The sequence below is a fragment of the Pseudomonas orientalis genome, from assembly GCF_001439815.1.
Taxonomy (GTDB): domain Bacteria; phylum Pseudomonadota; class Gammaproteobacteria; order Pseudomonadales; family Pseudomonadaceae; genus Aquipseudomonas; species Aquipseudomonas orientalis.
Window position 1 is genome coordinate 200520 of the sequence record NZ_JYLM01000004.1, and the last position, 22665, is coordinate 223184.

The following is a 22665-nucleotide window of genomic DNA, read 5'->3' on the forward strand; positions in this document are numbered from 1 at the left end:
TGCCGATGCTTGAACACTACGTCAAAAAGATCCTTACCTCGCGCGTTTACGACGTTGCCGTAGAAACACCCTTGCAGACTGCCCGCCAGCTTTCCGAGCGGCTGGGCAATCAGATTTGGCTCAAGCGCGAAGACTTGCAGCCGGTGTTCTCGTTCAAAATTCGCGGCGCCTACAACAAGCTGACCCAGCTCAGTGCCGAAGAGCGCGCACGTGGCGTGGTCACCGCCTCGGCGGGCAACCACGCCCAGGGCCTGGCGCTGGCGGCCAAGGTGCTGGGGGTCAAGGCGACTATCGTGATGCCCAAGACCACCCCGGAGATCAAGGTCGAAGGCGTGCGTTCGCGGGGCGGTAAAGTGGTATTGCACGGTGACTCCTTCCCGGAAGCGCTGGCCTACTCGCTGAAGCTGGTCGACGAAAAAGGCTACGTCTACATTCATCCCTACGATGATCCGCACACCATTGCCGGGCAGGGCACCGTGGCGATGGAAATCCTGCGCCAGCACCCCGGGCCGCTGGACGCGATCTTCGTGCCGGTGGGCGGCGGCGGGTTGATCGCCGGTATCGCGGCGTATGTGAAATACCTGCGCCCGGAGATCAAGATCATCGGTGTCGAACCGGACGACTCCAACTGCCTGCAAGCGGCGATTGCGGCGGGTGAGCGCGTGGTGTTGCCGACCGTGGGCATCTTCGCCGATGGCGTGGCGGTGGCGCAGATCGGCCAGCACACCTTCGAGATCTGCAAAGACTATGTGGACGAAGTGATCACCGTCAGCACCGATGAAATCTGTGCGGCGATCAAGGACATCTACGACGACACCCGCTCCATCACCGAGCCGGCTGGTGCGTTGGGCGTGGCCGGGATCAAGAAGTACGTGGAGACCCGTGGCGTCAGCGGCCAGACCTTCGTCGCCATCGATTCGGGCGCCAACGTCAACTTCGACCGCCTGCGCCATGTGGCCGAACGCGCCGAGCTGGGTGAGGGCCGCGAAGCCATCATCGCCGTGACCATTCCTGAGAAGCCGGGCAGCTTCAAGGCGTTCTGCGAGGCGGTGGGCAAGCGCCAGATTACCGAATTCAACTACCGCTATCACACCGGCAGCGAGGCCCACATCTTCGTCGGCGTGCAGACCCACCCGGAAAACGATCCGCGCAGTGCGTTGATCGCAAGCCTCACGGACCAGGGTTTCCCGGTGCTGGACCTGACCGAAAACGAATTGGCCAAGTTGCATATCCGCCATATGGTCGGTGGGCATGCGGCCAAGGTCAGCGACGAGCTGGTGTTTCGCTTCGAATTTCCGGAGCGTCCGGGGGCGTTGTTCAACTTTCTTAACAAGCTGGGCGGGCGCTGGAATATCTCGATGTTCCACTATCGCAACCACGGCGCGGCGGATGGCCGGGTGGTCGCCGGCCTGCAAGTGCCGGCGGACGAGCGTCACCTGGTGCCGGCCGCCCTCGCCGAAATCGGCTACCCGTACTGGGATGAAAGCGAAAACCCGGCCTACCAGTTGTTCCTCGGTTGAGCGACTACGCTGACTGAGCGGCCTTCAAGGAATCGAGACTATGGAAACGCTGACCACCCTCAAGGTTATCCACATCGCCGCCACCGTGTTGCTGCTGCTCAGCGGCCTCGGCCTGGCGCTACTGGCCTGGCGCAAGCGCAGCACCGGCCCGACGGTGACCGTGCAACGCCCGTGGGCCTTCGTGTGGCTGCTGATGGGCATTTGCCTGCTCAGCATGCCGTTCACCGGTTGGTGGCTGGTGCACCTGACCGGCTGGCCGTTGGGGCAAACCTGGATTCTGGGCTCCAGCATTCTCTACACCGTGGCGGCGCTGGCCTGGTTCTGGCTGGTGGCACGGCTTAATCGGTTGCGTCGAGGCGAGGGCGGTAGCTTGAATTTCACTCTGGTGCTGGCGGTGGTCAGCCTGGTGGGGTTTGTGGCGATTGCCGGGCTGATGGGTGCCAAACCTGTGTAGGAGCGAGCTTGCTCGCGAAAAACTGGAGAGCGCCGCGCGCATCCAGGATACCCGCGTCATCGTTGACGTTTTTCGCGAGCAAGCTCGCTCCTACAGGTGAAAGCCATCAACTGCGCAGCGTAATCACCGGCCAGCCGCGCCGTTCAGCCTCAGCCCGAAGATTGGGATCCGGATCCACCGCCACCGGATGCGTCACCTGCTCCAGCAGCGGCAAGTCATTCATCGAGTCGCTGTAGAAATAGCTGTCTTCCAGACTGAAGCCGGTTTCTTCCAGCCAACGGTTCAGCCGCGTCACCTTGCCCTCGCGAAAGCACGGCACATCGGTGCTGCGTCCGGTGTAGCGGCCATTTTCCATTTCGCATTCAGTGGCGATCAGGGTGTCAACGCCCAGGCGTGCGGCAATCGGCGCGGTGACGAAACGGTTGGTGGCGGTGATGATCACCAGCTTGTCGCCGGCGGCGCGGTGTTTGGCCAGCAGTTCCACGGCCTTGGGCAACAGGATCGGCTCGATGCAGTCGCGCATATAGTCGTTGTGCCATTCGTCCAGCTGAGCCATCTCGGTGCGGCCGAGAATTTCCAGGCAGAAGTTCAGGTAGGCGGCGTTGTCCAGCGTGCCGGCCAGGTAGTCCTGATAGAACGCGTCGTTGCGGGCCTTGTAGGCCACCGCATCGAGAATCCCGCGTCCACACAGGTAATCGCCCCAGGCGTGGTCGCTGTCACCGCCCAGAAGCGTGTTGTCCAAGTCGAATAAAGCCAGGCGCATTGCGGTTACTCGCTGAAAAGTCTGTAAAAAGGCGTCCAGAATACGGTCTTTTCACAAGAGTGCACATAAGGTAAGAAGCCTCGTTGCCGCTGGATGAACCTTTGTGGAACAATGCGGCGACATGCGTTTGCGAGGTTGTTGCCGTGATCGACCCCGATGGTTTCCGTCCTAATGTCGGGATTATTCTTACGAATGATGCCGGACAGGTGCTATGGGCTCGCCGAATCAACCAAGATGCCTGGCAGTTTCCTCAAGGTGGGATCAACCCGGATGAAACCCCTGAAGACGCCTTGTACCGTGAGTTGAACGAAGAAGTCGGCCTTGAGCGCGAAGATGTGCAGATTCTGGCCTGTACCCGTGGCTGGTTGCGCTATCGTTTGCCGCAACGCCTGGTGCGTACCCACAGCCAACCGCTGTGTATCGGCCAGAAGCAGAAATGGTTTCTCCTGCGCCTGATCTCCAATGAGCAGCGGGTGCGGATGGATTTGACCGGTAAACCGGAGTTCGATGGCTGGCGCTGGGTCAGTTATTGGTATCCGTTGGGCCAGGTGGTGACATTCAAGCGCGAGGTTTATCGTCGCGCTCTCAAAGAGCTTGCCCCGCGCCTTTTATCGCGCGACTGACGACGGAGTTCGACCCCGAGCCATGCTCAATACGCTGCGCAAGATCGTCCAGGAAGTTAACTCCGCCAAGGATCTCAAGGCGGCGTTGGGGATTATTGTGTTGCGCGTCAAGGAAGCCATGGGCAGCCAGGTCTGCTCGGTTTACCTGCTGGACCCCGAGACCAACCGTTTTGTGCTGATGGCCACGGAGGGCTTGAACAAGCGCTCCATCGGCAAGGTCAGCATGGCGCCCAATGAAGGTCTGGTGGGCCTGGTGGGGACGCGTGAAGAACCCCTGAACCTTGAAAACGCGGCCGATCACCCGCGTTATCGCTACTTTGCCGAAACCGGCGAAGAGCGCTACGCCTCGTTTCTCGGCGCGCCGATCATTCACCACCGCCGCGTCGTCGGCGTGCTGGTCATCCAACAGAAAGAACGCCGTCAGTTCGACGAAGGTGAAGAAGCCTTCCTGGTGACCATGAGCGCGCAGCTCGCCGGGGTGATCGCCCACGCCGAAGCCACCGGCTCGATTCGCGGCCTGGGGCGCCAGGGCAAGGGCATCCAGGAAGCCAAGTTCGTCGGCGTGCCGGGTTCACCGGGTGCCGCCGTCGGTACCGCCGTGGTCATGCTGCCGCCGGCCGACCTCGACGTGGTGCCGGACAAGACCGTCCATGACATCGACGCTGAAATCAAACTGTTCAAGACCGCCCTGGAAGGCGTGCGCGCCGACATGCGCAACCTGTCGACCAAGCTGGCGACCCAGTTGCGCCCCGAAGAGCGTGCGCTGTTCGATGTCTACCAGATGATGCTGGACGACGCGTCCCTGGGTAACGAAGTCAAGACCGTAATCAAGACCGGCCAGTGGGCCCAGGGCGCACTGCGCCAGGTGGTCACCGATCACGTCAACCGTTTCGAAATGATGGACGACGCCTACCTGCGCGAACGTGCCTCGGATGTGCGTGACCTCGGTCGCCGTCTGCTCGCCTACCTGCAGGAAGACCGCACCACCAACCTGGTCTACCCCGACAACACCATCCTGATCAGCGAAGAACTGACCGCCACCATGCTTGGCGAAGTGCCTGAAGGCAAGCTGGTGGGCCTGGTCTCGGTATTGGGTTCGGGCAACTCCCACGTGGCGATCCTGGCCCGGGCCATGGGCATCCCGACGGTGATGGGCCTGGTGGACCTGCCGTATTCCAAAGTGGATGGTATCGACATGATCGTCGATGGCCATCGCGGCGAAGTCTTCACCAACCCCAGCGAATTGCTGCGCAAGCAATACGCCGAAGTGGTCGAGGAAGAGAAACAGCTCGCACTGGGCCTGGATTCATTGCGCGAACTGCCATGCGTGACCCTCGACGGCCACCGTGTGCCGCTGCTGGTCAATACCGGCCTGCTGGCCGATGTGGCCCGTGCGCAACAGCGCGGCGCGGAAGGGGTAGGGCTGTACCGCACCGAAGTGCCGTTCATGATCAACCAGCGTTTTCCGAGTGAGAAGGAGCAACTGGCGATTTATCGCGAGCAACTGCAGGCCTTCCACCCGTTGCCGGTGACCATGCGCAGCCTGGATATCGGCGGCGACAAGTCACTGTCGTATTTTCCGATCAAGGAAGACAACCCTTTCCTCGGCTGGCGCGGTATTCGCGTCACCCTCGACCATCCTGAAATTTTCCTGGTGCAGACCCGCGCCATGCTCAAGGCCAGCGAAGGGCTGAACAACCTGCGCATCCTGCTGCCGATGATCTCCGGCACCCACGAGTTGGAAGAAGCCCTGCACCTGATCCACCGCGCCTGGGGCGAAGTGCGCGACGAAGGCGCCGACGTGCCGATGCCGCCGATTGGCGTGATGATCGAAATCCCGGCGGCGGTGTACCAGGCCAAGGAGCTGGCGCGGCAGGTGGACTTCCTGTCGGTGGGCTCCAACGACCTGACTCAGTACCTGTTGGCCGTGGACCGCAACAACCCGCGGGTCGCCGACCTTTACGACTACCTGCACCCGGCGGTGCTGCAAGCCTTGCAACACGTGGTGCGCGACGCCCATGCCGAAGGCAAGCCGGTGAGCATCTGCGGGGAAATGGCCGGCGACCCGGCGGCGGCGGTGCTGTTGATGGCGATGGGCTTTGACAGCCTGTCGATGAACGCCACCAACTTGCCGAAAGTGAAGTGGATGCTGCGCCAGGTCGAATTGAGCATGGCCAAGGATTTGCTGGCCGAGCTGATGACCATCGACAACCCGCAAGTTATCCACAGCTCGCTGCAATTGGCGCTGAAGAATCTGGGGCTGACCCGGATGATCAATCCGGCTTCTGCCAAAACTCTCTAGAGACATGCGCTGATCAAAAATGTGGGAGGGGGCAAGCCCCCTCCCACATTTGATTTTCGGTGTGTTCAAAAATTGAGTTCGACCTCGCCCAACCGTCCACCTTGCGGCCCGAAACTGCGCTCCACCATCCGCCGCGTGCCATCGGCATTCACAATCAGCGCCGTGCTCGCCCGCGTTCCGTAACTGGGGCTGGCGATAAACACACTCGACAACAGGCTCTCTGTCGCCAGGCCGACGCCGGTATCCGGCAGCTCAGCGAACGGCGCGGTTTGCGGATCGCTCAAAATCTCCAGCAACGCCTGCGGTTGCGGATCATCGAGGATTTCTGCGAGGGCCGCCCTGGCCTTGAGCAACTTCGGCCAGGGCGTATCCAGTCCTGCATTGGATAATCCATAAACGCCTGCCTTCAACCGCGTCGGCGTGGTCTCGTTGGCGTTGTAATGCCACAACTCGTCCGGGGTTCCCGCCAGCAGGTTGAACCCGGCATATTCAATCGAACGTCCGTTGACTTCCGCCAGATAATCGTCAATCGGCAGCGAACCACTGAGAAAGCGTGCCACCAGCTCGCCACGGGATTTACGCGACGGTGGCTGGTGCGGGTCGCGAATATTGGTCAGCGCGGCAAAGCGCCCATCGGTATTGACCCCCAGCCAGGTGCCGCCCGCTTCCTGGTCGCGGCCGGCATAGACCTGGGGCGCATCCGGCCATTGCGCCAGCGGCAGGCTGGGCCGGGCGTAGAACTCATCGCGGTTGGCCGCGACGATCAGCGGTTGGGCATGGCCCGGCCGCCAGGCAAAGACAATCAGGCACATCGGGCGATCCCTTGTGTGTTTTTCCTCACTCTACCCACACAACCGCGGGCGTTCCATCGCAACGAAGTTGGGCCGCGCACCTTCCATCCGTTAACATGCCGGGCTGTTTGGTGTGTGTGTGAACTTCTTAATTTGATCTCGCCGCTGTAACGCAGGCTTAATCGCGCATCGGCATGGTCCGGTGCGTCATGACTAAATGTTTAATGAGGAGTCGCAATGCTGCCTTACCCGCAGATCGACCCGGTGGCCCTGGCCATCGGTCCGCTGAAAATCCACTGGTACGGGTTGATGTACCTGATCGGCATCGGCGGTGCCTGGCTGCTGGCTTCCCGGCGCCTGAACCGTTTCGACCCGACCTGGACCAAGGAGAAACTCTCCGACATGGTGTTCTGGATGTCGATGGGGGTGATCGTCGGCGGGCGCCTGGGGTATGTGCTGTTTTACGATCTGTCGGCGTATATCGCCAATCCGACGCTGATCTTCGAAGTGTGGAAAGGCGGCATGGCGTTCCATGGCGGCTTTGTCGGCGTGATGATCGCCGCCTGGTGGTTCGGCCGGCGTAACGGCAAGTCGTTCTTCCAGTTGATGGACTTCGTCGCACCCTTCGTGCCCATCGGCCTGGGCGCCGGGCGCATCGGTAACTTCATCAATGCCGAGCTGTGGGGCAAGCCCACCGACGTGCCGTGGGCCATGGTGTTCCCGCCGTTCAGCGACCCGGCGCAATTGCCGCGCCATCCGTCGCAGCTGTATCAATTCGCCCTGGAAGGTGTGGCATTGTTCCTCATCCTCTACCTCTTTTCGCGCAAACCACGCCCAACCATGGCGGTGTCCGGGATGTTCGCGCTGTTCTACGGGATCTTCCGCTTCATCGTCGAGTTCGTGCGGGTGCCGGATGCGCAGTTGGGCTACCTGGCTTGGGGCTGGCTGACCATGGGCCAGGTCCTCAGCATTCCGATGATCCTGGCGGGCCTGGGCCTGTTGTGGTGGGCGTACAACCGTCCGCAACCGCTGAAGAACGCCGCGCTTTAAATTCGAATGCCGGGACCAGGAGGTCCTGGCTTCAACGCTACGGGTAATCACATGAAGCAATACCTCGAACTCCTGCACGACGTCGTGACCAATGGCCTGACCAAGGGCGATCGTACCGGCACCGGTACCAAAGCCGTGTTCGCCCGCCAGTATCGGCACAACCTGGCCGACGGCTTCCCGCTGCTGACCACCAAGAAGCTGCACTTCAAAAGCATCGCCAACGAGCTGATCTGGATGTTGAGCGGCAACACCAACATCAAGTGGCTCAATGACAACGGCGTGCGCATCTGGGACGAATGGGCCACCGAAGAAGGCGACCTGGGCCCGGTGTACGGCGAACAGTGGACCGCCTGGCCGACCAAGGACGGCGGCACGATCAACCAGATCGACTACATGGTGCACACGCTAAAGACCAACCCCAACAGCCGCCGCATCCTGTTTCACGGCTGGAACGTCGAATACCTGCCGGACGAAACCAAAACTCCCCAGGAAAACGCGCGTAACGGCAAGCAAGCGCTGCCGCCGTGCCACCTGCTGTACCAGGCGTTCGTGCACGACGGCCATCTGTCGATGCAGTTGTACATCCGCAGCTCCGATGTATTCCTTTTATCTGACGTGGGAAAAAGCGCACAGTACACGCTCCTCGCCTAAAAAAATTTGTATTTCGTGCTACTTCATCTTGACCTTGACAAGCTGCACATTCTGCATAGGATGGGCGGCCTTCAAAAAGGGGTAGTCGGTGAAGGTTGTAGTCGAAGAGAAGCAGTTGCTCGACCTAGGTGGGTCGATGCTCAACGAGGATGGGCCCACAGTGGCAGACCAGGTGTCTGTGACGGCGGTGGGGCTGTTCGATTCAGAAGAGAGGCTCGTACCGCTTGTAAGCGAGTACCTGACCTTCGCAGTTCGCAGCGCCAACCTGGCGGCCCTGTCAGCCGAGACATATGGGCGTAACATTGGTTATTTGCTCGAACACCTGAAAGGCACGCCAACTTTCAAAAGCTCGTCTTATGACGAAATCCTTCTTGCCGTAACTAAACACGGTATCCAACGGTACTTTACCCACCTGCGTGAAGTGCATGATTTGAGTTCGACTACAATCCGTAACAGGGATGCTTGTTATATGGCTCTGTTCAATGACTTCCTGTGCGTTGGCGGAAGGCACAAAGGCCCAGCACGTGAGGACAATCCTTATGCTGGTGGTTTTCTTTCTCCTGCTCCAAAGAAGGATTTGGTTTATCCCTGTTCATTGCAGGAACTCAAAGCGCTTATTGAATCTGCGAGCAGCGAGAGGGAGCGATGCCTGATCCAAGCTATCTTTGATGTGGGTTTGCGTCGAAGTGAAGTTGGCAGGGTTACCTTGGGCGCTGTGAATAAAGCTTTGGGGTTTGCTCAAGCTAACTTTGTTCCGGATGATGACCTTGATTGGGTGCATCCTGATTACTGCCCTCTTTACATTGATGGTAGTAAAGGACGTGGGAATGAGTTCAAGCCACGATACTCAATCGTTAGTCGAGCTGTGCTTGAACGCATCAAGCGTTATCACGCGTCTCCCCTATATAAGAAGCACGCTCGTCGTTATGAAATTGCTGATGTAACGCCGTGCTTCTTCAATTCTGAGGGACAGCCCTTTAATCCAGATGCCGTTAGCAAACTACTTGAGCGGCTCTCTAAACGCGCCGTCAGGAGTAAGCGGGTTGAACGCATGATTTCGCCCCATAAGCTTCGTCATGGTCACGCATATGCGATTTTGACTAGCCCTGACTTCGGTGATGACTATCTCAACAAACTCCTGATGGCTCAGAAGTCGCTCGGCCACTCAGACACATCCACGACAGGAACCTATACCAAGTTGCCACAGGAAATCTTCCACTTGGTTTGCCCGAACACTGGAGAGGTTGCGACCAAAGCAAAAAGCATGGCGGATCTTGCTGCTCAGACGACGCTGAAAATCAGGTTGGGAGATAAGAAATGAATATTTCAGAACGTGCAGTCGAGAGTGGCAAGATTTTCAGGTGGCTGAAGGAGCTGGAAGAAAATCCACTCCAATACTACCAAGTCGAGCTCAGCGATAACTCCAGTGGTACTTATGCTCCGCTGATGCTCAGCGAGTCGTACGTTGCAGGCAAGGATCTCGACCCATCAGTCAAGATGTTTGAGCTTGCAGAGCAAAAGCTCATCCTGAATATGCTTATTGATGGCGTTATACATCAGGGAGAAACTGCTGCAGGTTGTAATTGGCGTTTGAAGCTTTTGGGCTGGTATAAGTCGCTATCTCAGGAAGAGAAGCTCGCGCTTCCGATTTTTGGCAACAAGCTAAAGCTCTCCAAATCAGTAGTGCCGGCTTTTGTAAAGGAAGCGATTAAATCCGGCTATAGCCGATACGAAAGCGTTCGTCTTGCCTACGATGACATCAATGCCGATCTTCAGTCTCTTGGAACCGCCTCTGCGAGCTATATGACCGTCAAGGAGCGGATTGAATCCAAGGGGGAGTTTGTGCCGCAGGAGAATGCTCTTGTGGATTTCAAACGACTACAGATGCTTGATTTTGCTGCCCTGGACGGTCTCGAAAAATCATCTGAAGATAGGCCATTCAACGACTTGAAACATGCGTTTGCGACCGCTTCGCTGGGTACTACCAGCGACTCTGGAGCGAGCAATTATCATGAGGGGTTCAAATGGCTCACGAGGCTCCTCACTGGGCAAGGCTTCAGTGGCATGGAGCCGCTGACTGAGTTTCTCGATCCGTTCAGCCTCCCGTTGTTCCGTTCGTATCTCGAGCGCCATATTGTTGAGGGCACCCTTTCTCCGATTACCGCGACTACCTTGGTGAGTGCCGTCCGTAGCACCTTGACGACCATCAAAAATATCAAGGGTTACGCGGGATCAGATTTCATCAACTGTCAGGGGTTTGATGCTGATCGTGTCACTGATGCGTACCGCCCATACTCGAGCGCTGAGCGTGTTCGAATCTCTACGAGCGTGAACGAGGATATCGAGCACTACAACACCCTTGCGCAGCCCTACCAGCGAAGCGGTATTGGTGAAGATCCCATTGATGCGAAAGGCAGCTTAAGGCCAGGCTGCAATACCCTTGAAAATGCGCGCTGGATTTTCGAGAACAAGCTTGGTTGCGTGCATGTTGGCTATGATCAGAAGGACAGTGAAGATCCCCATGTAAGGGCCTTTCTAAGTATCGTGAGCCGTTCAGGCATGGGGCTACGTGAGATTGTAGAGCGTTGGGGCGTTCACTATCTGGTCGACGCTCAGGTGATTACGCCTTATGCGATCAAGCTGGCTCAAGTCACCGGACTGAACGCTGATTCGATCAAACTGCTTGATGTGGATGACTATGAGCCTAAGCATCCACTCACTGGGCGTCCTTGCCTCCGGTACTGGAAAGAGCGTTCTGACGGTGAAAAGCTGATGCATCTCGATATTTTCGAAGCTGACATCACTTGGCTCACCACGTCTCAATCGTATGCTGTCGCTCAGATTTTTGAGGACATCAAGGCACTGACAGCCAAAATCCGCGTATCTGCACCCCAAGTTATGCGAGATAAGCTATTCATTTGGCAATCCAGTGCTCGGAAAAGCTTCATGGAAATCAAGTCCTTCGCCACTGGGAAGGACGGCGCACTAGGGGTTGCCTTTGCTGCTTACGGTAAGCGTAAAGGCTTCGTGGACAGCAATGGCCAGCCCTTGAACCTCACTCCTGCCAGGTTGCGCCCCAGCTTCATCAGCGAGCTTGTGGAGCGTGACGTCCCCGTCCGTGAGATTCAGTTGATTCTTGGCCACAAGCATATTGAAACCACACTGGCCTACCTAGATCGTATGGACTTCAACTACATCGCACGCTCCAAGCTGGATGTGGCTCTCAGGGAGCTTCATGAGTCAGCAGCCGAGTTGGCTGATAGTCTCTCGAGCAGCAAGGCTGAAGCCAACCTCATTGATGTCGTTAATCTCGATGGGCCACAGGTTGTTTTCAAAACTCCTCTAGCGAGCTGCCGTAACATTTTCAACCCACCTGAGTTCATCAAGAAGCTGAGCTCCTACGTGCCCGGCAGCCCTTGTGCGTTGTACAACATGTGCCTGGGATGCGAGAACGTTTTGCTCACTGCGTCGAACCTGCCAGAGCTGTTCGCGATGGAGCGGGACTACCTCACGCTCAATGAGATTTCTCGCATCATGGATACCCCGTATGGACGCGTAGTACGCGAAAACCTAGCGTTGCTGGATGGCATCCTGCACTCAAAATCTGATTTCACGCCTGAAGAGTTAGCCGAGGGCCGTCGTCTTTCGGAGTTCGTTGACACGACTGTGCTGGTGGACGGGGTGGCGATGTGACGATGGAGCAGATTAATTTTTCTACCCTTTTGCGGTTCTCAAGTTTTCGCTCGAGCCTGTCACTGCTGCAAGGTCAGCTTTCTGCTATTGAAGCAGAGAGCGACCAGCAGGAAGCCTGGGCTTTCCTGTCCTACCTCAATAACTTGCAGGTATCTCAGAGCTCTGCATTCGTGGACGGGGTTTGGGACTTCAATAAGGATTATCCAAACGCTTCGCGCTACATTCGTGGGGCTAAACTTCGCATCGATTTCACGAAGTATTCCAACATTCCAGAGCTGGCGATTCTCGAGCTCAAAGCTGCATTCATGATCATCCTCAAGGCCCTGAGCGGGATTCCAGCGGATGGGAAATCCACCCGAGTCAGCAAGAAACCGCTCAAGCCCAATTCGCTGATCAGTGACTATGAGAGCGGGCTTCGGTTTTTGGATAAGGTTTATGCCGTCGCGGCTATTGAGCTTGGAAAGGAGCACGTGGATCGTGAGCTGATCTCAATTCAATGCTTGCCTGCGCATTTCTATGCAGCAGCTGCCGAAGATTTTGACTACGTATACGACGAATACACTGAGAAGCTGTTTAAGCACCTCAAGTCTGGCTACCTGCAAACGAACGTGTTCGGTGCGAGCCTGCCATTCGTCGACTTTTCCAAGCTGAAATGGAAAGTCCTAGGTGGTAAAAATCGGCCTGCAAAAGATGCTGAAAAAAAGTCGCAAATATTACCAAACAACGTCTTCGAAATTTCATCCCAGATGGCGTCGCTGTCCATTGTCGATTTTTTGGATGCGATGGGAGAGGATGTTGTTGATTCGGCTAGCCTCAAGCGTCGTAACGCTAAGGAATACTTTCCTTCACAACAGAGCGGGTTGAATCCGCTAAAATTCAATTTGTATGTGTATAAGCGGCTTTCTAACAAGGGTTTCTCTTTTGATGAGGTCGCTAAAGTTCTGGGCAGCGATGTCATGAGCTCTAGCAAGCTGTTCTCTGTAATAGCGCCCTATGCTGTTAAGCAATATGCGAAAGACACCGGATCGGCTCTCGATGATCAATTCAGGCTTTACCTGAACTTTGTTAACTATTCATGTCTCTACATTATTGGTCAATATACCGGGATGCGTCCTTCAGAATATGCAGAGCTGCTCGCAAGCTCGAGCCTCCGACCTGATGGCCGCTACTGGGTTTTGGCGAGTAATGTGAGCAAACATCAAGACAATCTTGTTGAGTTGTTTGATGATTTCTGGCTGGCTATTCCGATTGTGCGTGATGCTGTACGGGTGTGCCAGTTGATCAGCAAATACAAGAACAATGATTATATATTTTCAAACGTGGATACCGTCGCGTTTGGGGAGCAAGGACAGCCGTTCTCTGCCAGCGGCACGAAGCTTACGCTGGAGAAGTTTTTCGAGCGTATCTTGCCGCCAGAGACCTTTGCCGGCCTAGACTTCAACGCCTATATGATGCGTCATACCTTGGCCTATCAGCTGTATCGTGCCGACCTGGGGCTGCCGTTTATCTCTCATCAGCTTAAGCACTTCGGTGAGATCGTGGGTGTGGGGCATTCTGATCGTGGGTTCAGCAAGACCACCCTGCTGTATGGCGAAATTGCGGACAAGATTTCCAAGGGGGGTGGTGCCCGAAAGATGAAAGGGAGGTCTCTTCGTCAGGATGCGGAGCTTGAGAGCATTCATCAGCGGTTCGACCCTGACGGTAGCTATGCAGGTGTGAACGCCGAGGCCCATAAGGAGAGCCTCAAGAAGGTTTTCCGAGGTTACATGGCCTCTGGGCATACCAAGGAGGACATTTTCGAGGCCATGCTCGACCAGCACATTGCGGTGATCAATGTGGGCTCTGGCTTCTGTTATGGTGGAGGTGTGGATGAGTTCGACAGTACCCTGCCATGCATTGGCGGGCTGCGTTGCAACCCCAACCGTTGCCAGAATGCCATCGTCAGCAAAGCCAATGCTCCGGCTTGGCGAGACGTGTATTACCAAAACAAGGCGATGCTTGGTAACCCAGCGTACGCACACGCCCATGCGCAGAACAAAGCGGCGATGGAGGAAGCTTTCGGCGTCCTTCAACTGCTGGAAGAGGAGCTCTGAAATGAGTGATCCACGTGCATTCGATCAGAAGAACAAGGAAGATTTTGATCAGTACACAGAGTTGTTGACTCGGGCGCTCTTTGATATTGGTGCGAACGAATATTTGAAGGCAACTGTTGCCGAGCTTAGCCGTCTTACCGGTATGCATCGAAACACTATCCGGCAACGTGTTTGGCCTTTAGAGCGCCTTGAGATTATCAAGGAAAACCGCCGTATCGAGGTTTTGCGTAAGCAGGTTTCTAATAAGAAGCCAGTTGATCCTATGGTGGTTTTGACTGAGAAGTTAGAGTCGGCTCGTATTGAAGTGCTTCATTGGTTTACTGAGGCCAAATTAGCGTATGACGTTGCTCAGACTAACGAGAACAAATATCAAAGTATGGTAAGTTCGAGAGATACCTATATGAGCCTTTTGGCGGATGCCAATAAACGACTCTTGGAGTCTCAGAAAGAAATTGATAAACTTAAGCAAGTTATCAGCATCCTGGAAGCTGCCCAGGCGGAGGAGAATGCGTGAAAAGCTATCTAGAATTACTGACAGACGTTCTTGAAAATGGTGCTATTAAAGGTGATCGAACCGGTACAGGTACTATAAGTGTATTTGGTAGGCAGTTCCGCCATGACCTATCAAAAGGCTTTCCTTTGCTCACAACAAAGAAACTGCATTTCAAAAGCATCGTTAATGAGCTTATTTGGTTCCTTGGCGGCGATACCAACGTCAAATGGCTCAATGAGAATGGCGTAAAGATCTGGAACGAGTGGGCCACCGAGGAGGGTGACCTCGGGCCTGTTTATGGGAAGCAGTGGACAGCTTGGCCAACCAAAGATGGCGGGACGATCAACCAGATCGACTACGTCGTGAACGCCCTGAAGACTAACCCCAATAGCCGGCGAATCTTGTTCCATGGTTGGAACGTAGAGTACCTGCCCGACGAGAAGGTGAGCCCTCAGGAAAATGCCCGGCAAGGCAAGATGGCGCTGCCTCCCTGCCACCTGCTTTATCAGTTCTATGTCGTGGAAAACAAGCTATCTGCTCACCTGTTCATCAGGTCGTCCGACACCTTCTTGGGGCTCCCATACAACACGGCGTCCCTGGCGTGCCTGACTCACATGCTCGCCCAGCAGTGTGATCTCGATGTTGGGGAGATCGTAATTTCGCTCAGCGATGTTCACATTTACTCCAACCACATGGAGCAGGTGAAGACTCAAATCGCTCGTGAGCCACGTCAGTTGCCTGAGCTCAAGCTGCTTCGCAAGCCTGCATCCATCTACGACTACAAGTTCGAAGATTTCGAGGTGGTGGGCTACGATCCGCACCCGCATATCTCTGCGCCTGTATCGATTTGATCCTCAGCGGCATCGAGCTATAAGACCGGTCTTAGGGCCGGTTTTTCCTTTTCTGCGCGTGGAGAAAACCAGTGCGACATCCAAGCCCTGATCACACTCTTTTGGGCTGTCGTATGATTGCAGCAACTACGGTCATCACCTCATCTAAGGGTAATGCTTTGAAGCTCCTCGCACGCCTCTGGAACCTCATCAATCCCGACCGCCGCCCCGACTGGGAGAAAGCGCGTGAGCGTGAGTTCATCCGGGCAGCGAACAGCTTCAAGACCCTCCGGGTGACTCAAGAGGGAGGGATTTTCATCGATCCAGAAGAGCTCCGTGAACAAATTGTCGCCTCCCGTGAGCAGTTGAAGCATCTTGTCCACAAACCCGGAGCGTCTAGTGGGCTATGCCAAGCAGTGGCAGCCGTTGAGGTGGGGCAGGAGGCTGATACCTCTGCTGAGGCCACTGTAGAGCTGCAGGACGGTATTGAGGTAGTGGCTTGGCGTCGGCTCTCTAGTGGCGCTGCTGTGCGCTACGTGTGCCTTCAGTCTACAAGTACGGGGCGATTCGCTGTCGCTACAGCCAGTCTGTTCACAGAAGCCATAGAGAGTCTCCCGACTTGGGTCGAAGCCAACACAGCCAGGCACGTCGCCATTGCCATACAGAACGATCATCTCCGCTGGTTGGCTACTGTGAGCGAGGCGATGGATGCTTGGGATGCAGACCTATGATTTCCTTTCGAGGCGAGGCTTAGGCCTACAACTGCCATGCCTCAATAGTGTTGAAAAGCCTTTCAATCTGAGTTGGCAAGTCGGTTTGTGGATCATGGCTATGGTTGAAAGTGCTCCCCCCAGTTACGAATTTGTTGGCGATAGTAACTTTTGAATAGCTGGTAACCTGCTTTAGTCTAGCGCCGAAAATCCGATAATGCTTGTCTCGAAAAGCTGCTGGCAAATAACTTTCAATCGTATAGCCCTCAGTCACCCAGCAATATCCTGTCTTCGACTCATGTTCAGCAATGTCTGTCCAAACCTGATATTTCACGCAGCTTTGGTTAATACATTCATCAGTGCCGTCAGCTGCACGCTGAAAGTCCAGATCTCGATCCATAACTACTATGGAGTTCCTATTTATACTGAATATGTCAATTAATCCTGGCGTAGCATCTGATGTGAAATGGCCGAGCATAGACCCGCCGTAAAGAACGAAGGAGAAATCAAGGTTTTCCATGGGCATGGATTTACCATGTGTCGAGCACCAGAGCGAAAGCCAGTGCAAAATGTAGATTCGATCAGACGCCCCTTCGACCCATATCACGCCGTTGGCTTGGAAAACATCGCTTGGCTTTATGCCGAGCCCTGACAGAGCCCTTGCAGGTGATGTTAATTCTGATAATGCGTGACCATTGACTTCAAATAGCTTTGTGTCTGGTACAGACCAGCTTGATATGTCTAGAAGCACAGACGAGTGCGTAGAGATGAAAAGCTGAAGGTTCTTGCGGGTGACGATTTCAGAAACCCTAGCCATCATGAGTCTCTGAAGTGTTGGATGCAGGTGGACTTCAGGCTCCTCGATGACACATATCTGGTTATCATTAACAGAGTTCAGCCATCCTATTAGCCCAGCAAACGCCCGCCATCCAGACGGCAGCATCTTTATTGGGATATGGTTGTACTGACCTAAATCATCGTTGAGGTAGACACCTAATGTGTTCTTGTCAAGAAAGCTAACTGGGTTGGCATGCTTGTAGGTGTCATCTGCATTCGGAGGCCTTTTATAGTCTACTTGGTCGGGCTGCAATGGGTGCGGCGCGAGTCCCACTAGATGCTTGCCATCATTATTGAGCGCGTTGATGATTTTATTAATGCAAACTCCGCGCTCGTCGTGTGATGAGCGAAAACTAATTATTGCTTCCAGTTTATCTAAAACCTTTAAAAGTTCTTTTGGGGGTTTCGACGATTTACTGTAAATGCTTCCCTTGAATAAGTGCCTGTCGTCTCGTGCAGTAACGGCTATGTATGTGCCAAATTCATCAATATCTAGCTTGTTGAATACTGAAGCTATCCGAGTTCCATTGTCAAAGTAGATGATGGAAGCCGCCACGGTAGTGGATCGCATGTTTTCACGAGCAATCGTTTTTATAATCTCAACATCCTTGAGTGCGCGCACCATATCGAGCACAGTTGACTTACCGCCGCCGTTTGGGCCGACAAAAATATTAACCTGTGAAGCTTTGACTTGTGGAACATCACGCGGATTGAGGGAGTTGGTCTGCATGATGTTGTTGAGGCAGAGTGTTCGAAGCCCCAACAGACCAAAGCTTTTAATATGCAAGATCGTATTCCTTTACTAATTGATGTTGGTAGACGCACTCATTAAACATCTTCTGAAAATGAGCCTCCGAACGGTGCAGGCGTCACGCTCGTATTGTACCTAGAGAGACGGAAGCAGATGTGCTGGCAAGAGTTCTACTCTCTGGCATCGGGAGCTTTCACACTGGTGGTTTAGGATAGCTATCAGGAGCTATCCCAGAGGCGTCAAAATCAATGAAGAAAGCTGGACTTCCACAGTGTGCCTCCTGACTGAGGGTTGTGACTATTTGCGGCTACACCTACTGCTTATGCATACGCTTTACATCGCTCGACCAGCTGTTTTAGTCGCTAGCAGCCTGTACGAACCGGTGATTTTGCAGATGCTGCATATCACGCACCCATTCAGTCAGAAATTTATCCCAGTTTGTGGCGTAGGGCCCGTCGGGAACTCTGGTTGATCCGATGCTCGCTTGCAGAAAACGTTCTCGCCAGGGCTGCGGGATAGTCTGCTCCAAGATGATGTCGATGCCGGAGTGGTGATGCTGCACCGTGACACAATCCCGAACCTGGTTGAGATCAAGTGCCTTGTCAGTATGAGGGGAATATTTTCGCTCTTGCAGGTCTAGGTCATCAAGGATGGATAAGGCATCGAATGCCTTCGGATCGCCTGGGGATATGCTCGCAAGCATCCACAAAGCCTTTCGTCTCTTGGCTTCCAGCTTGCGGAGGTCATTGTGGCGCATTGGGCTACCTCTTGCTTGAGCCAGGCATCGCTGACGGCGTGCCGCCTGCGGCGAATTGAGCCCCGCCACGGCGTGTCTCGCCCCCTACGAGCTCGCATCCCTTACGCCTGCGCGCTCCGTTTGCTCTGGGTTTATGTGTCTAAGAAGCATAGATCGTAACGCATCCCGCCCACTGATTCGCAGCGCAGCATCTCAATTCAGAGCGTTCTGTTATCGTTCTAAAAGTAATTTATCCGCTCTTAGTCATCAGCCTTCTGGGGAGCCGGGAATGGACACAACTCGACGTATACCAGGCAGAGCCTACCAAAAGGTTCGCGATCCCGAGCGCCTACTCATTGAAGAACGCGCCGAAGCGCTATCCGCTGCCAGCTGATGACCCGGCTATGTACGCTGAGCGAAGGCTGAAAGAGGCCAGAGCGGCAGCGCGTTCCATCCCAGGTAGGTAGCGTTAGCGAAAACACTGCGGCTGAGCTCTCCGCAAGAGAGGTATCCCAGGTACTTAGGGAGGTGACTTTCGGTCGAACCGTCATGAGTAAGGTGGGTCATGAATCGTGGGACGAAATTTATGCCGGCCACTTCCAGATCAATGTAGATGGTTGGGAGATATCGATTTACAACGACTGCGATCAGTTGGATTACTGCGAACAATGCATCAGCGCTGATGGGCGGCGCTGGTCGTTTGACTCCGGAGATCGCTTTGGCACAGACCCCATTGCACTGCTATCTGTATGGGAGCAACAGATGCTTGAGAAACTGCTGAAGGATCTCTAGCGGTCGACTTTTAGTCGGCCACGACGACTGCCGCAGCCGCGCATCTTCTAACACCTACGCCAGCGTACATAGCCTTTAGTAATCATCCCAGTCGTCGTAATGCTCGTTGGATTCTGGCTGACCATCATCGCGCTGCAGGTCTTCAGTTATGAATTTGACACGACAAACCTTATGCCTTACCAGCGTGTCAGGCACGTACTCAATCGCAGCCGTCTGCGATGAGGGGCTGCTAAGCAAATCATCTAGGTTCGTAAAAGTAGTTCGAGGCTCGAGTGAAGCCACCACCGCATGATTAAAAAGAGTCAGGTTAGTGCCTTTCCGCACTTGAGCGGATTCGAACAGTACACCGTCGAGCGGCGGGTCGAATTGCGTAGCTAGGTACTCCGCCATGACTTGGGTAGCCAGGTATTCGTGTTCCTGGTTCGGAAGCACTGGTACGGTGATTTTTGCGTGGAGCGTTTTCAAGAAGATGCGCCTACCCATTTGCTCTTCATAGCTGGCTTCAAAGGCACTCAACGGCTTCGCTTCGTAGGCTTCATCCAATGCGATGAAATCCAGGACGCGGACGGGTCTTGTGAGTTTGAATTCGCCGCTTACGACTCGTCCTCCTACTGGTGGGCGAAGTTCGGCAACACATGTTTTTCGATCAAAGGCTCCATAAAAAGCAGCCAAGCCTTTAGGGTTCATTCGGCCAGCACCAGCGGCCTCCTTGGGTGGAGGGCCGAGTTCTGCAGCAGGCTTGCTAATGATCGAGTCGTATTCTGCAAGGGAATCACAGCGCCTGGCACGAAAGATCTGTTCGTCGACAAGCTCTCTAATAACGGACATCGAGCCATCAGGGCTTTTGAAGGATGAGAGCCCTCGAAACAGCCAGTCCAGAAAATCCTTGGCATGCTGACTAAAAAATCGATTTCCATGCTTCATTTCGTTCTGAAAATTCAGCCATCGAGCTTCTGCTTCTCTTGGTCGAATCACTCTCCACTCATAGTTTTCATCATCGCTGTACCTCGCTTCACCTCCCTGCATGATGTCGTAATGGGAGCTTTCGTTGAGGTCGCAGAGAACACGCTCGACAACCGGGTCGTCCTCATCCAAACCAAGTAATTCTGCGACATGAAAAATAAGGGGGTCGCCAGCCTGCTCTGTTTCAGAGCGTTTCCCATTGTCATCGTAATGATCGTATATCGCTCCAGGATGGCAATACTTCTGGAGGACATCGTCGACCATGGTGATCAGGTCGTCAAATGGGATAGCCTTACGCCTTTTTAGGCAGAACGAGCACTCCGCAGTCACGCCGGTTCGCCTGATCAACCCAATGAGATAGGCTTCGTTCAAGCATTGGTGGCAGATCAGGTCTTCATCCATGTGGCTGTGCCCAGCAATCCAGTTGACGCTGATTCTAAGTCAACATAGACGCTCGGCTCGATGAAAACCTGCGGCCCATAGGCTCTGCCCTCAAGGAACCCGTTGGAGACCACGTGTGGACTTGGGCTGCTTAGCCACTAGGTGTTGCAACACCATGGCTTCATAGCGTTAGCACTGACAAATGGAGTTGATTTTAAGGTTATGACCGCACCACATGCCTCGACCTACCGACGTCCCGCAGACTGGAAGCAATTCGAGCGTCTGTCTTTAGCAGTGATGAGTTGCGTCTTTAAAAGCAGGTTCGATCAGTACGGTCGGGAAGGCCAACGGCAGCATGGCGTGGATCTGTATTGTCGCCTCAAAGATGGTTCTCTCATCGCCGTTCAGTGCAAGGGACGAAATGAGAACCTCGGCAAAAATCTGACCCTGGCTCAGGTAAACCAGGCGGTTCTCGAAACAGAAGACTTTCCGTTCAAGATCGATCACTTCTTCATCCTTACCACCAGTCCGCATGACAAGCACCTTACCAATCGTGCCTTAGAGCTCACGGAAGAGCGAGCTATCGTTGGAAAGGGAACAGTGGACGTATGGGGCTGGGGGGCGCTTGAAGCTGTGATTCAAGAGAACGCCTCGCTCCAGGAGTCATTTTATCCTGACTACAAACCGAAGATTTCTCTTCGTGGCTGGTTCCTCAGGGTCGGGTTGGCTAGCTGCTTTTTCGTAGCTGCCGTCGTGGGGACTCATAAGTACCTTACCTATCAAGCCGATACAGCACAGATGAACCAAGCGACTGTCGAGGGCCTCACTGAGTATATGGATCTGAATGATCGGTTGATTCAGATCTATGAGGGTTGCTTAGGGATGCTGGACAAAGAGACCTTTGCCTTCTCATATTCTTTTCAGCAATTTTGCATCGTTCCTGTGGAAAGGACTCTGAATGCAATGGAGCATCAGGTGCAGCACGCCAGTTTGAAGATTGATATTGCTGCGATTAATCAGCTGGATGTGCTGCTCGATCTTTTGCGAGAGGATTATCGACAAGGATTGATAGCCAATCAGATGACTGATTTTTTTGAACAGGGCATCAGGGATAGCCAGAAGGCACTGTGCATTCCAAACAATTCTGACGCGTCCGCTGAACGCCTGAAGCGGCTGCGCAAGCCTGCTGACGATGCGATGAACCGGCAGCTGGAGTTCTACTTTATCCTCCGCGACTTTATCCTGCCTGGGCTTCAATCCATGCAGGCAAATGTGCTGGTCGCAGCTCGGCAAAGTAACCGCAGTGGCCTATCAGAACAGATGTTGAGTGACGCGCATCAGTTAAGCGAGCTACTGAAGCAGCGCCACCTGTATCGAATGGAGGAGCCACAGCAGCCTTTCACTCTGTCTGCTGTGAAGAATTTGAGCTCCCGAGGGATAACAATATCAGGCGAAATGGACACCATGATTGAAGATGCCCGCTATGCCCACGTTTTGCTGAAGGGGATTCGAGCATCATTTCTTGGCAAGCACGAGGACGTGAGTGAGCTAATTGAATGCGGCGTCTATGTTAAGGATGCAGGAGTAAGGTTCCGCAAGGATGAGGAAGCCATCAGGGCCTCCGCTGTACCAAACGCCTGAGATGAGCAGTCAGGCTCTTGCTTACCAAGGCAGTGCTTTGGTAGCACTGGCGCACAGAGGCATGCCACATGACGCAACCGCTCTTCGATTTTGACCTCAAACGCGTTTCTCGCCGGCACTACATAACTGGCAAAGCCGCAATCAATTTCCCCCACCCAGGGTGTATCACTGGTGGTTGGCATTTCCTGTCTTACTTCGACCGAGATTCGGGCGTCGCTAAAGTGTCGCTTGCAGGAATTCACTACCCGGATACCCACGCGTTTTTTGGTAACACGGGCATCACTGACGTGACCGAGCAGATGAGGGCGCGTGGTTGGCCCGTAGAGGACAGAGGGCTCTTCATAGCTGATCACTACAGAGCCGCAGCAGACATGGTGGTGAAATGGGCGATCAGTGATTCAACTCACTGCAACGTGGAGATCGTCGAATGGTTTCCTTCCCCCGAGGCTACGCAGCAGCTGCTTAGGATACTGGATCTTGGCAAGCCCAAGCTTTCGAAACTTAATAGGCAGCAAAAAGTTGAAGCCTGGCTAAGCTCGCAACAGGTGATGACGTCCGGTTGGTCAGGAAGACAGCCGTTATAACACGTGC

General features: G+C 54.6%; 19 protein-coding genes and 1 pseudogene. 15 read left to right on the top strand and 5 right to left on the bottom strand.

Going from position 1 to position 22665, the window contains the following annotated elements:
• Nucleotides 1-5: 5 nt before the first annotated feature.
• Nucleotides 6-1520 carry a threonine ammonia-lyase, biosynthetic gene (ilvA, locus tag TU82_RS12170; RefSeq protein ID WP_057723434.1) on the top strand — a complete coding sequence of 505 codons (1515 nt, stop codon included), beginning with the start codon at nucleotides 6-8 and terminating at the stop codon, nucleotides 1518-1520.
• Nucleotides 1521-1560: 40 nt separating this feature from the next.
• Complete coding sequence (locus TU82_RS12175) at nucleotides 1561-1974, top strand: DUF2269 family protein (RefSeq protein ID WP_057723435.1); 414 nt, start codon at nucleotides 1561-1563, stop codon at nucleotides 1972-1974.
• A 106-nt stretch (nucleotides 1975-2080) separates the two neighbouring features.
• Here TU82_RS12175 and TU82_RS12180 read toward each other — a convergent pair whose 3' ends face one another.
• Complete coding sequence (locus TU82_RS12180; RefSeq protein ID WP_057723436.1) at nucleotides 2081-2737, bottom strand: histidinol-phosphatase; 657 nt, start codon at nucleotides 2735-2737, stop codon at nucleotides 2081-2083.
• 143 nt (nucleotides 2738-2880) lie between these two features.
• On the opposite strand from TU82_RS12180, the gene TU82_RS12185 reads away from it, so the two are divergent.
• Together TU82_RS12185 and ptsP are read left to right on the top strand one after the other, a co-directional pair.
• The gene (locus tag TU82_RS12185; RefSeq protein ID WP_053128161.1) at nucleotides 2881-3360 is read left to right on the top strand and encodes an RNA pyrophosphohydrolase; all 480 of its coding nucleotides are present in this window, start codon (nucleotides 2881-2883) and stop codon (nucleotides 3358-3360) included.
• 22 nt (nucleotides 3361-3382) lie between these two features.
• Nucleotides 3383-5662 (top strand): phosphoenolpyruvate--protein phosphotransferase, encoded by a 2280-nt coding sequence (ptsP, locus tag TU82_RS12190; RefSeq protein WP_057723437.1) that lies wholly within the window; start codon nucleotides 3383-3385, stop codon nucleotides 5660-5662.
• A gap of 65 nt (nucleotides 5663-5727) precedes the next feature.
• On the opposite strand, the gene TU82_RS12195 is transcribed toward ptsP, so the two are convergent.
• Entirely contained in the window at nucleotides 5728-6474 is a 747-nt protein-coding gene (locus TU82_RS12195) for an NRDE family protein (protein ID WP_057723438.1), read from the bottom strand.
• A gap of 216 nt (nucleotides 6475-6690) precedes the next feature.
• Here TU82_RS12195 and lgt point away from each other — a divergent pair, with 216 nt between their 5' ends.
• From lgt to TU82_RS12235, 8 genes and pseudogenes are all read left to right on the top strand, one after another.
• Complete coding sequence (gene lgt, locus TU82_RS12200) at nucleotides 6691-7503, top strand: prolipoprotein diacylglyceryl transferase (protein ID WP_057723439.1); 813 nt, start codon at nucleotides 6691-6693, stop codon at nucleotides 7501-7503.
• Between the two features lie 51 nt (nucleotides 7504-7554).
• Nucleotides 7555-8109 (top strand): annotated as a pseudogene (gene thyA / locus TU82_RS12205) (thymidylate synthase); the annotation flags it as partial.
• 133 nt (nucleotides 8110-8242) lie between these two features.
• Complete coding sequence (locus tag TU82_RS12210) at nucleotides 8243-9475, top strand: tyrosine-type recombinase/integrase (RefSeq protein WP_057723440.1); 1233 nt, start codon at nucleotides 8243-8245, stop codon at nucleotides 9473-9475.
• Complete coding sequence (locus tag TU82_RS12215; protein ID WP_057723441.1) at nucleotides 9472-11847, top strand: tyrosine-type recombinase/integrase; 2376 nt, start codon at nucleotides 9472-9474, stop codon at nucleotides 11845-11847. Before TU82_RS12210 ends, TU82_RS12215 begins: the two co-directional genes overlap by 4 nt.
• A 2-nt stretch (nucleotides 11848-11849) precedes the next feature.
• Nucleotides 11850-13940 (top strand): site-specific integrase, encoded by a 2091-nt coding sequence (locus tag TU82_RS12220; protein ID WP_057723442.1) that lies wholly within the window; start codon nucleotides 11850-11852, stop codon nucleotides 13938-13940.
• A gap of 1 nt (nucleotide 13941) precedes the next feature.
• On the top strand, nucleotides 13942-14454 hold the full coding sequence (locus TU82_RS12225) for a hypothetical protein (protein ID WP_057723443.1): 513 nt from the start codon (nucleotides 13942-13944) through the stop codon (nucleotides 14452-14454).
• A complete protein-coding gene (locus TU82_RS12230; protein WP_057723444.1) occupies nucleotides 14451-15284 on the top strand; it encodes a thymidylate synthase in 834 nt (277 codons plus the stop codon). The genes TU82_RS12225 and TU82_RS12230 overlap by 4 nt, the downstream gene beginning before the upstream one ends.
• A 113-nt stretch (nucleotides 15285-15397) precedes the next feature.
• Nucleotides 15398-15994, top strand: coding sequence for a hypothetical protein (locus TU82_RS12235; RefSeq protein WP_057723445.1), 597 nt, complete (start codon nucleotides 15398-15400; stop codon nucleotides 15992-15994).
• A 25-nt stretch (nucleotides 15995-16019) separates the two neighbouring features.
• Here the strand turns inward: TU82_RS12235 and TU82_RS12240 are convergent, their stop codons facing one another.
• Both TU82_RS12240 and TU82_RS12245 read right to left on the bottom strand, forming a co-directional pair.
• Nucleotides 16020-17597 carry an ATP-dependent nuclease gene (locus TU82_RS12240; RefSeq protein WP_057723446.1) on the bottom strand — a complete coding sequence of 526 codons (1578 nt, stop codon included), beginning with the start codon at nucleotides 17595-17597 and terminating at the stop codon, nucleotides 16020-16022.
• 319 nt (nucleotides 17598-17916) lie between these two features.
• Nucleotides 17917-18318 carry a hypothetical protein gene (locus TU82_RS12245; RefSeq protein ID WP_057723447.1) on the bottom strand — a complete coding sequence of 134 codons (402 nt, stop codon included), beginning with the start codon at nucleotides 18316-18318 and terminating at the stop codon, nucleotides 17917-17919.
• Nucleotides 18319-18846: 528 nt separating this feature from the next.
• On the opposite strand from TU82_RS12245, the gene TU82_RS12250 reads away from it, so the two are divergent.
• Entirely contained in the window at nucleotides 18847-19089 is a 243-nt protein-coding gene (locus tag TU82_RS12250; protein WP_057723448.1) for a DUF7693 family protein, read from the top strand.
• A gap of 75 nt (nucleotides 19090-19164) precedes the next feature.
• Here TU82_RS12250 and TU82_RS12255 read toward each other — a convergent pair whose 3' ends face one another.
• Entirely contained in the window at nucleotides 19165-20454 is a 1290-nt protein-coding gene (locus TU82_RS12255; protein ID WP_057723449.1) for an RES family NAD+ phosphorylase, read from the bottom strand.
• Nucleotides 20455-20655: 201 nt separating this feature from the next.
• On the opposite strand from TU82_RS12255, the gene TU82_RS12260 reads away from it, so the two are divergent.
• Complete coding sequence (locus tag TU82_RS12260; RefSeq protein WP_156421661.1) at nucleotides 20656-22074, top strand: PDDEXK family nuclease; 1419 nt, start codon at nucleotides 20656-20658, stop codon at nucleotides 22072-22074.
• A 68-nt stretch (nucleotides 22075-22142) separates the two neighbouring features.
• Nucleotides 22143-22658, top strand: a complete 516-nt coding sequence (locus TU82_RS12265) for a hypothetical protein (RefSeq protein WP_057723451.1) — start codon at nucleotides 22143-22145, stop codon at nucleotides 22656-22658.
• Nucleotides 22659-22665: the final 7 nt, after the last annotated feature.

Bases quoted from the DNA above. Each gene is read 5' to 3' on its own strand.
- ilvA (WP_057723434.1), top strand. From the start codon at position 6: ATGCTTGAACACTACGTCAAAAAGATCCTTACCTCGCGCGTTTACGAC.
- TU82_RS12175 (WP_057723435.1), top strand. From the start codon at position 1,561: ATGGAAACGCTGACCACCCTCAAGGTTATCCACATCGCCGCCACCGTG.
- TU82_RS12180 (WP_057723436.1), bottom strand. From the start codon at position 2,737: ATGCGCCTGGCTTTATTCGACTTGGACAACACGCTTCTGGGCGGTGAC.
- ptsP (WP_057723437.1), top strand. From the start codon at position 3,383: ATGCTCAATACGCTGCGCAAGATCGTCCAGGAAGTTAACTCCGCCAAG.
- TU82_RS12195 (WP_057723438.1), bottom strand. From the start codon at position 6,474: ATGTGCCTGATTGTCTTTGCCTGGCGGCCGGGCCATGCCCAACCGCTG.
- lgt (WP_057723439.1), top strand. From the start codon at position 6,691: ATGCTGCCTTACCCGCAGATCGACCCGGTGGCCCTGGCCATCGGTCCG.
- TU82_RS12215 (WP_057723441.1), top strand. From the start codon at position 9,472: ATGAATATTTCAGAACGTGCAGTCGAGAGTGGCAAGATTTTCAGGTGG.
- TU82_RS12220 (WP_057723442.1), top strand. From the start codon at position 11,850: ATGGAGCAGATTAATTTTTCTACCCTTTTGCGGTTCTCAAGTTTTCGC.
- TU82_RS12225 (WP_057723443.1), top strand. From the start codon at position 13,942: ATGAGTGATCCACGTGCATTCGATCAGAAGAACAAGGAAGATTTTGAT.
- TU82_RS12235 (WP_057723445.1), top strand. From the start codon at position 15,398: ATGATTGCAGCAACTACGGTCATCACCTCATCTAAGGGTAATGCTTTG.
- TU82_RS12245 (WP_057723447.1), bottom strand. From the start codon at position 18,318: ATGCGCCACAATGACCTCCGCAAGCTGGAAGCCAAGAGACGAAAGGCT.
- TU82_RS12250 (WP_057723448.1), top strand. From the start codon at position 18,847: ATGAGTAAGGTGGGTCATGAATCGTGGGACGAAATTTATGCCGGCCAC.
- TU82_RS12255 (WP_057723449.1), bottom strand. From the start codon at position 20,454: ATGGATGAAGACCTGATCTGCCACCAATGCTTGAACGAAGCCTATCTC.
- TU82_RS12260 (WP_156421661.1), top strand. From the start codon at position 20,656: ATGACCGCACCACATGCCTCGACCTACCGACGTCCCGCAGACTGGAAG.
- TU82_RS12265 (WP_057723451.1), top strand. From the start codon at position 22,143: ATGACGCAACCGCTCTTCGATTTTGACCTCAAACGCGTTTCTCGCCGG.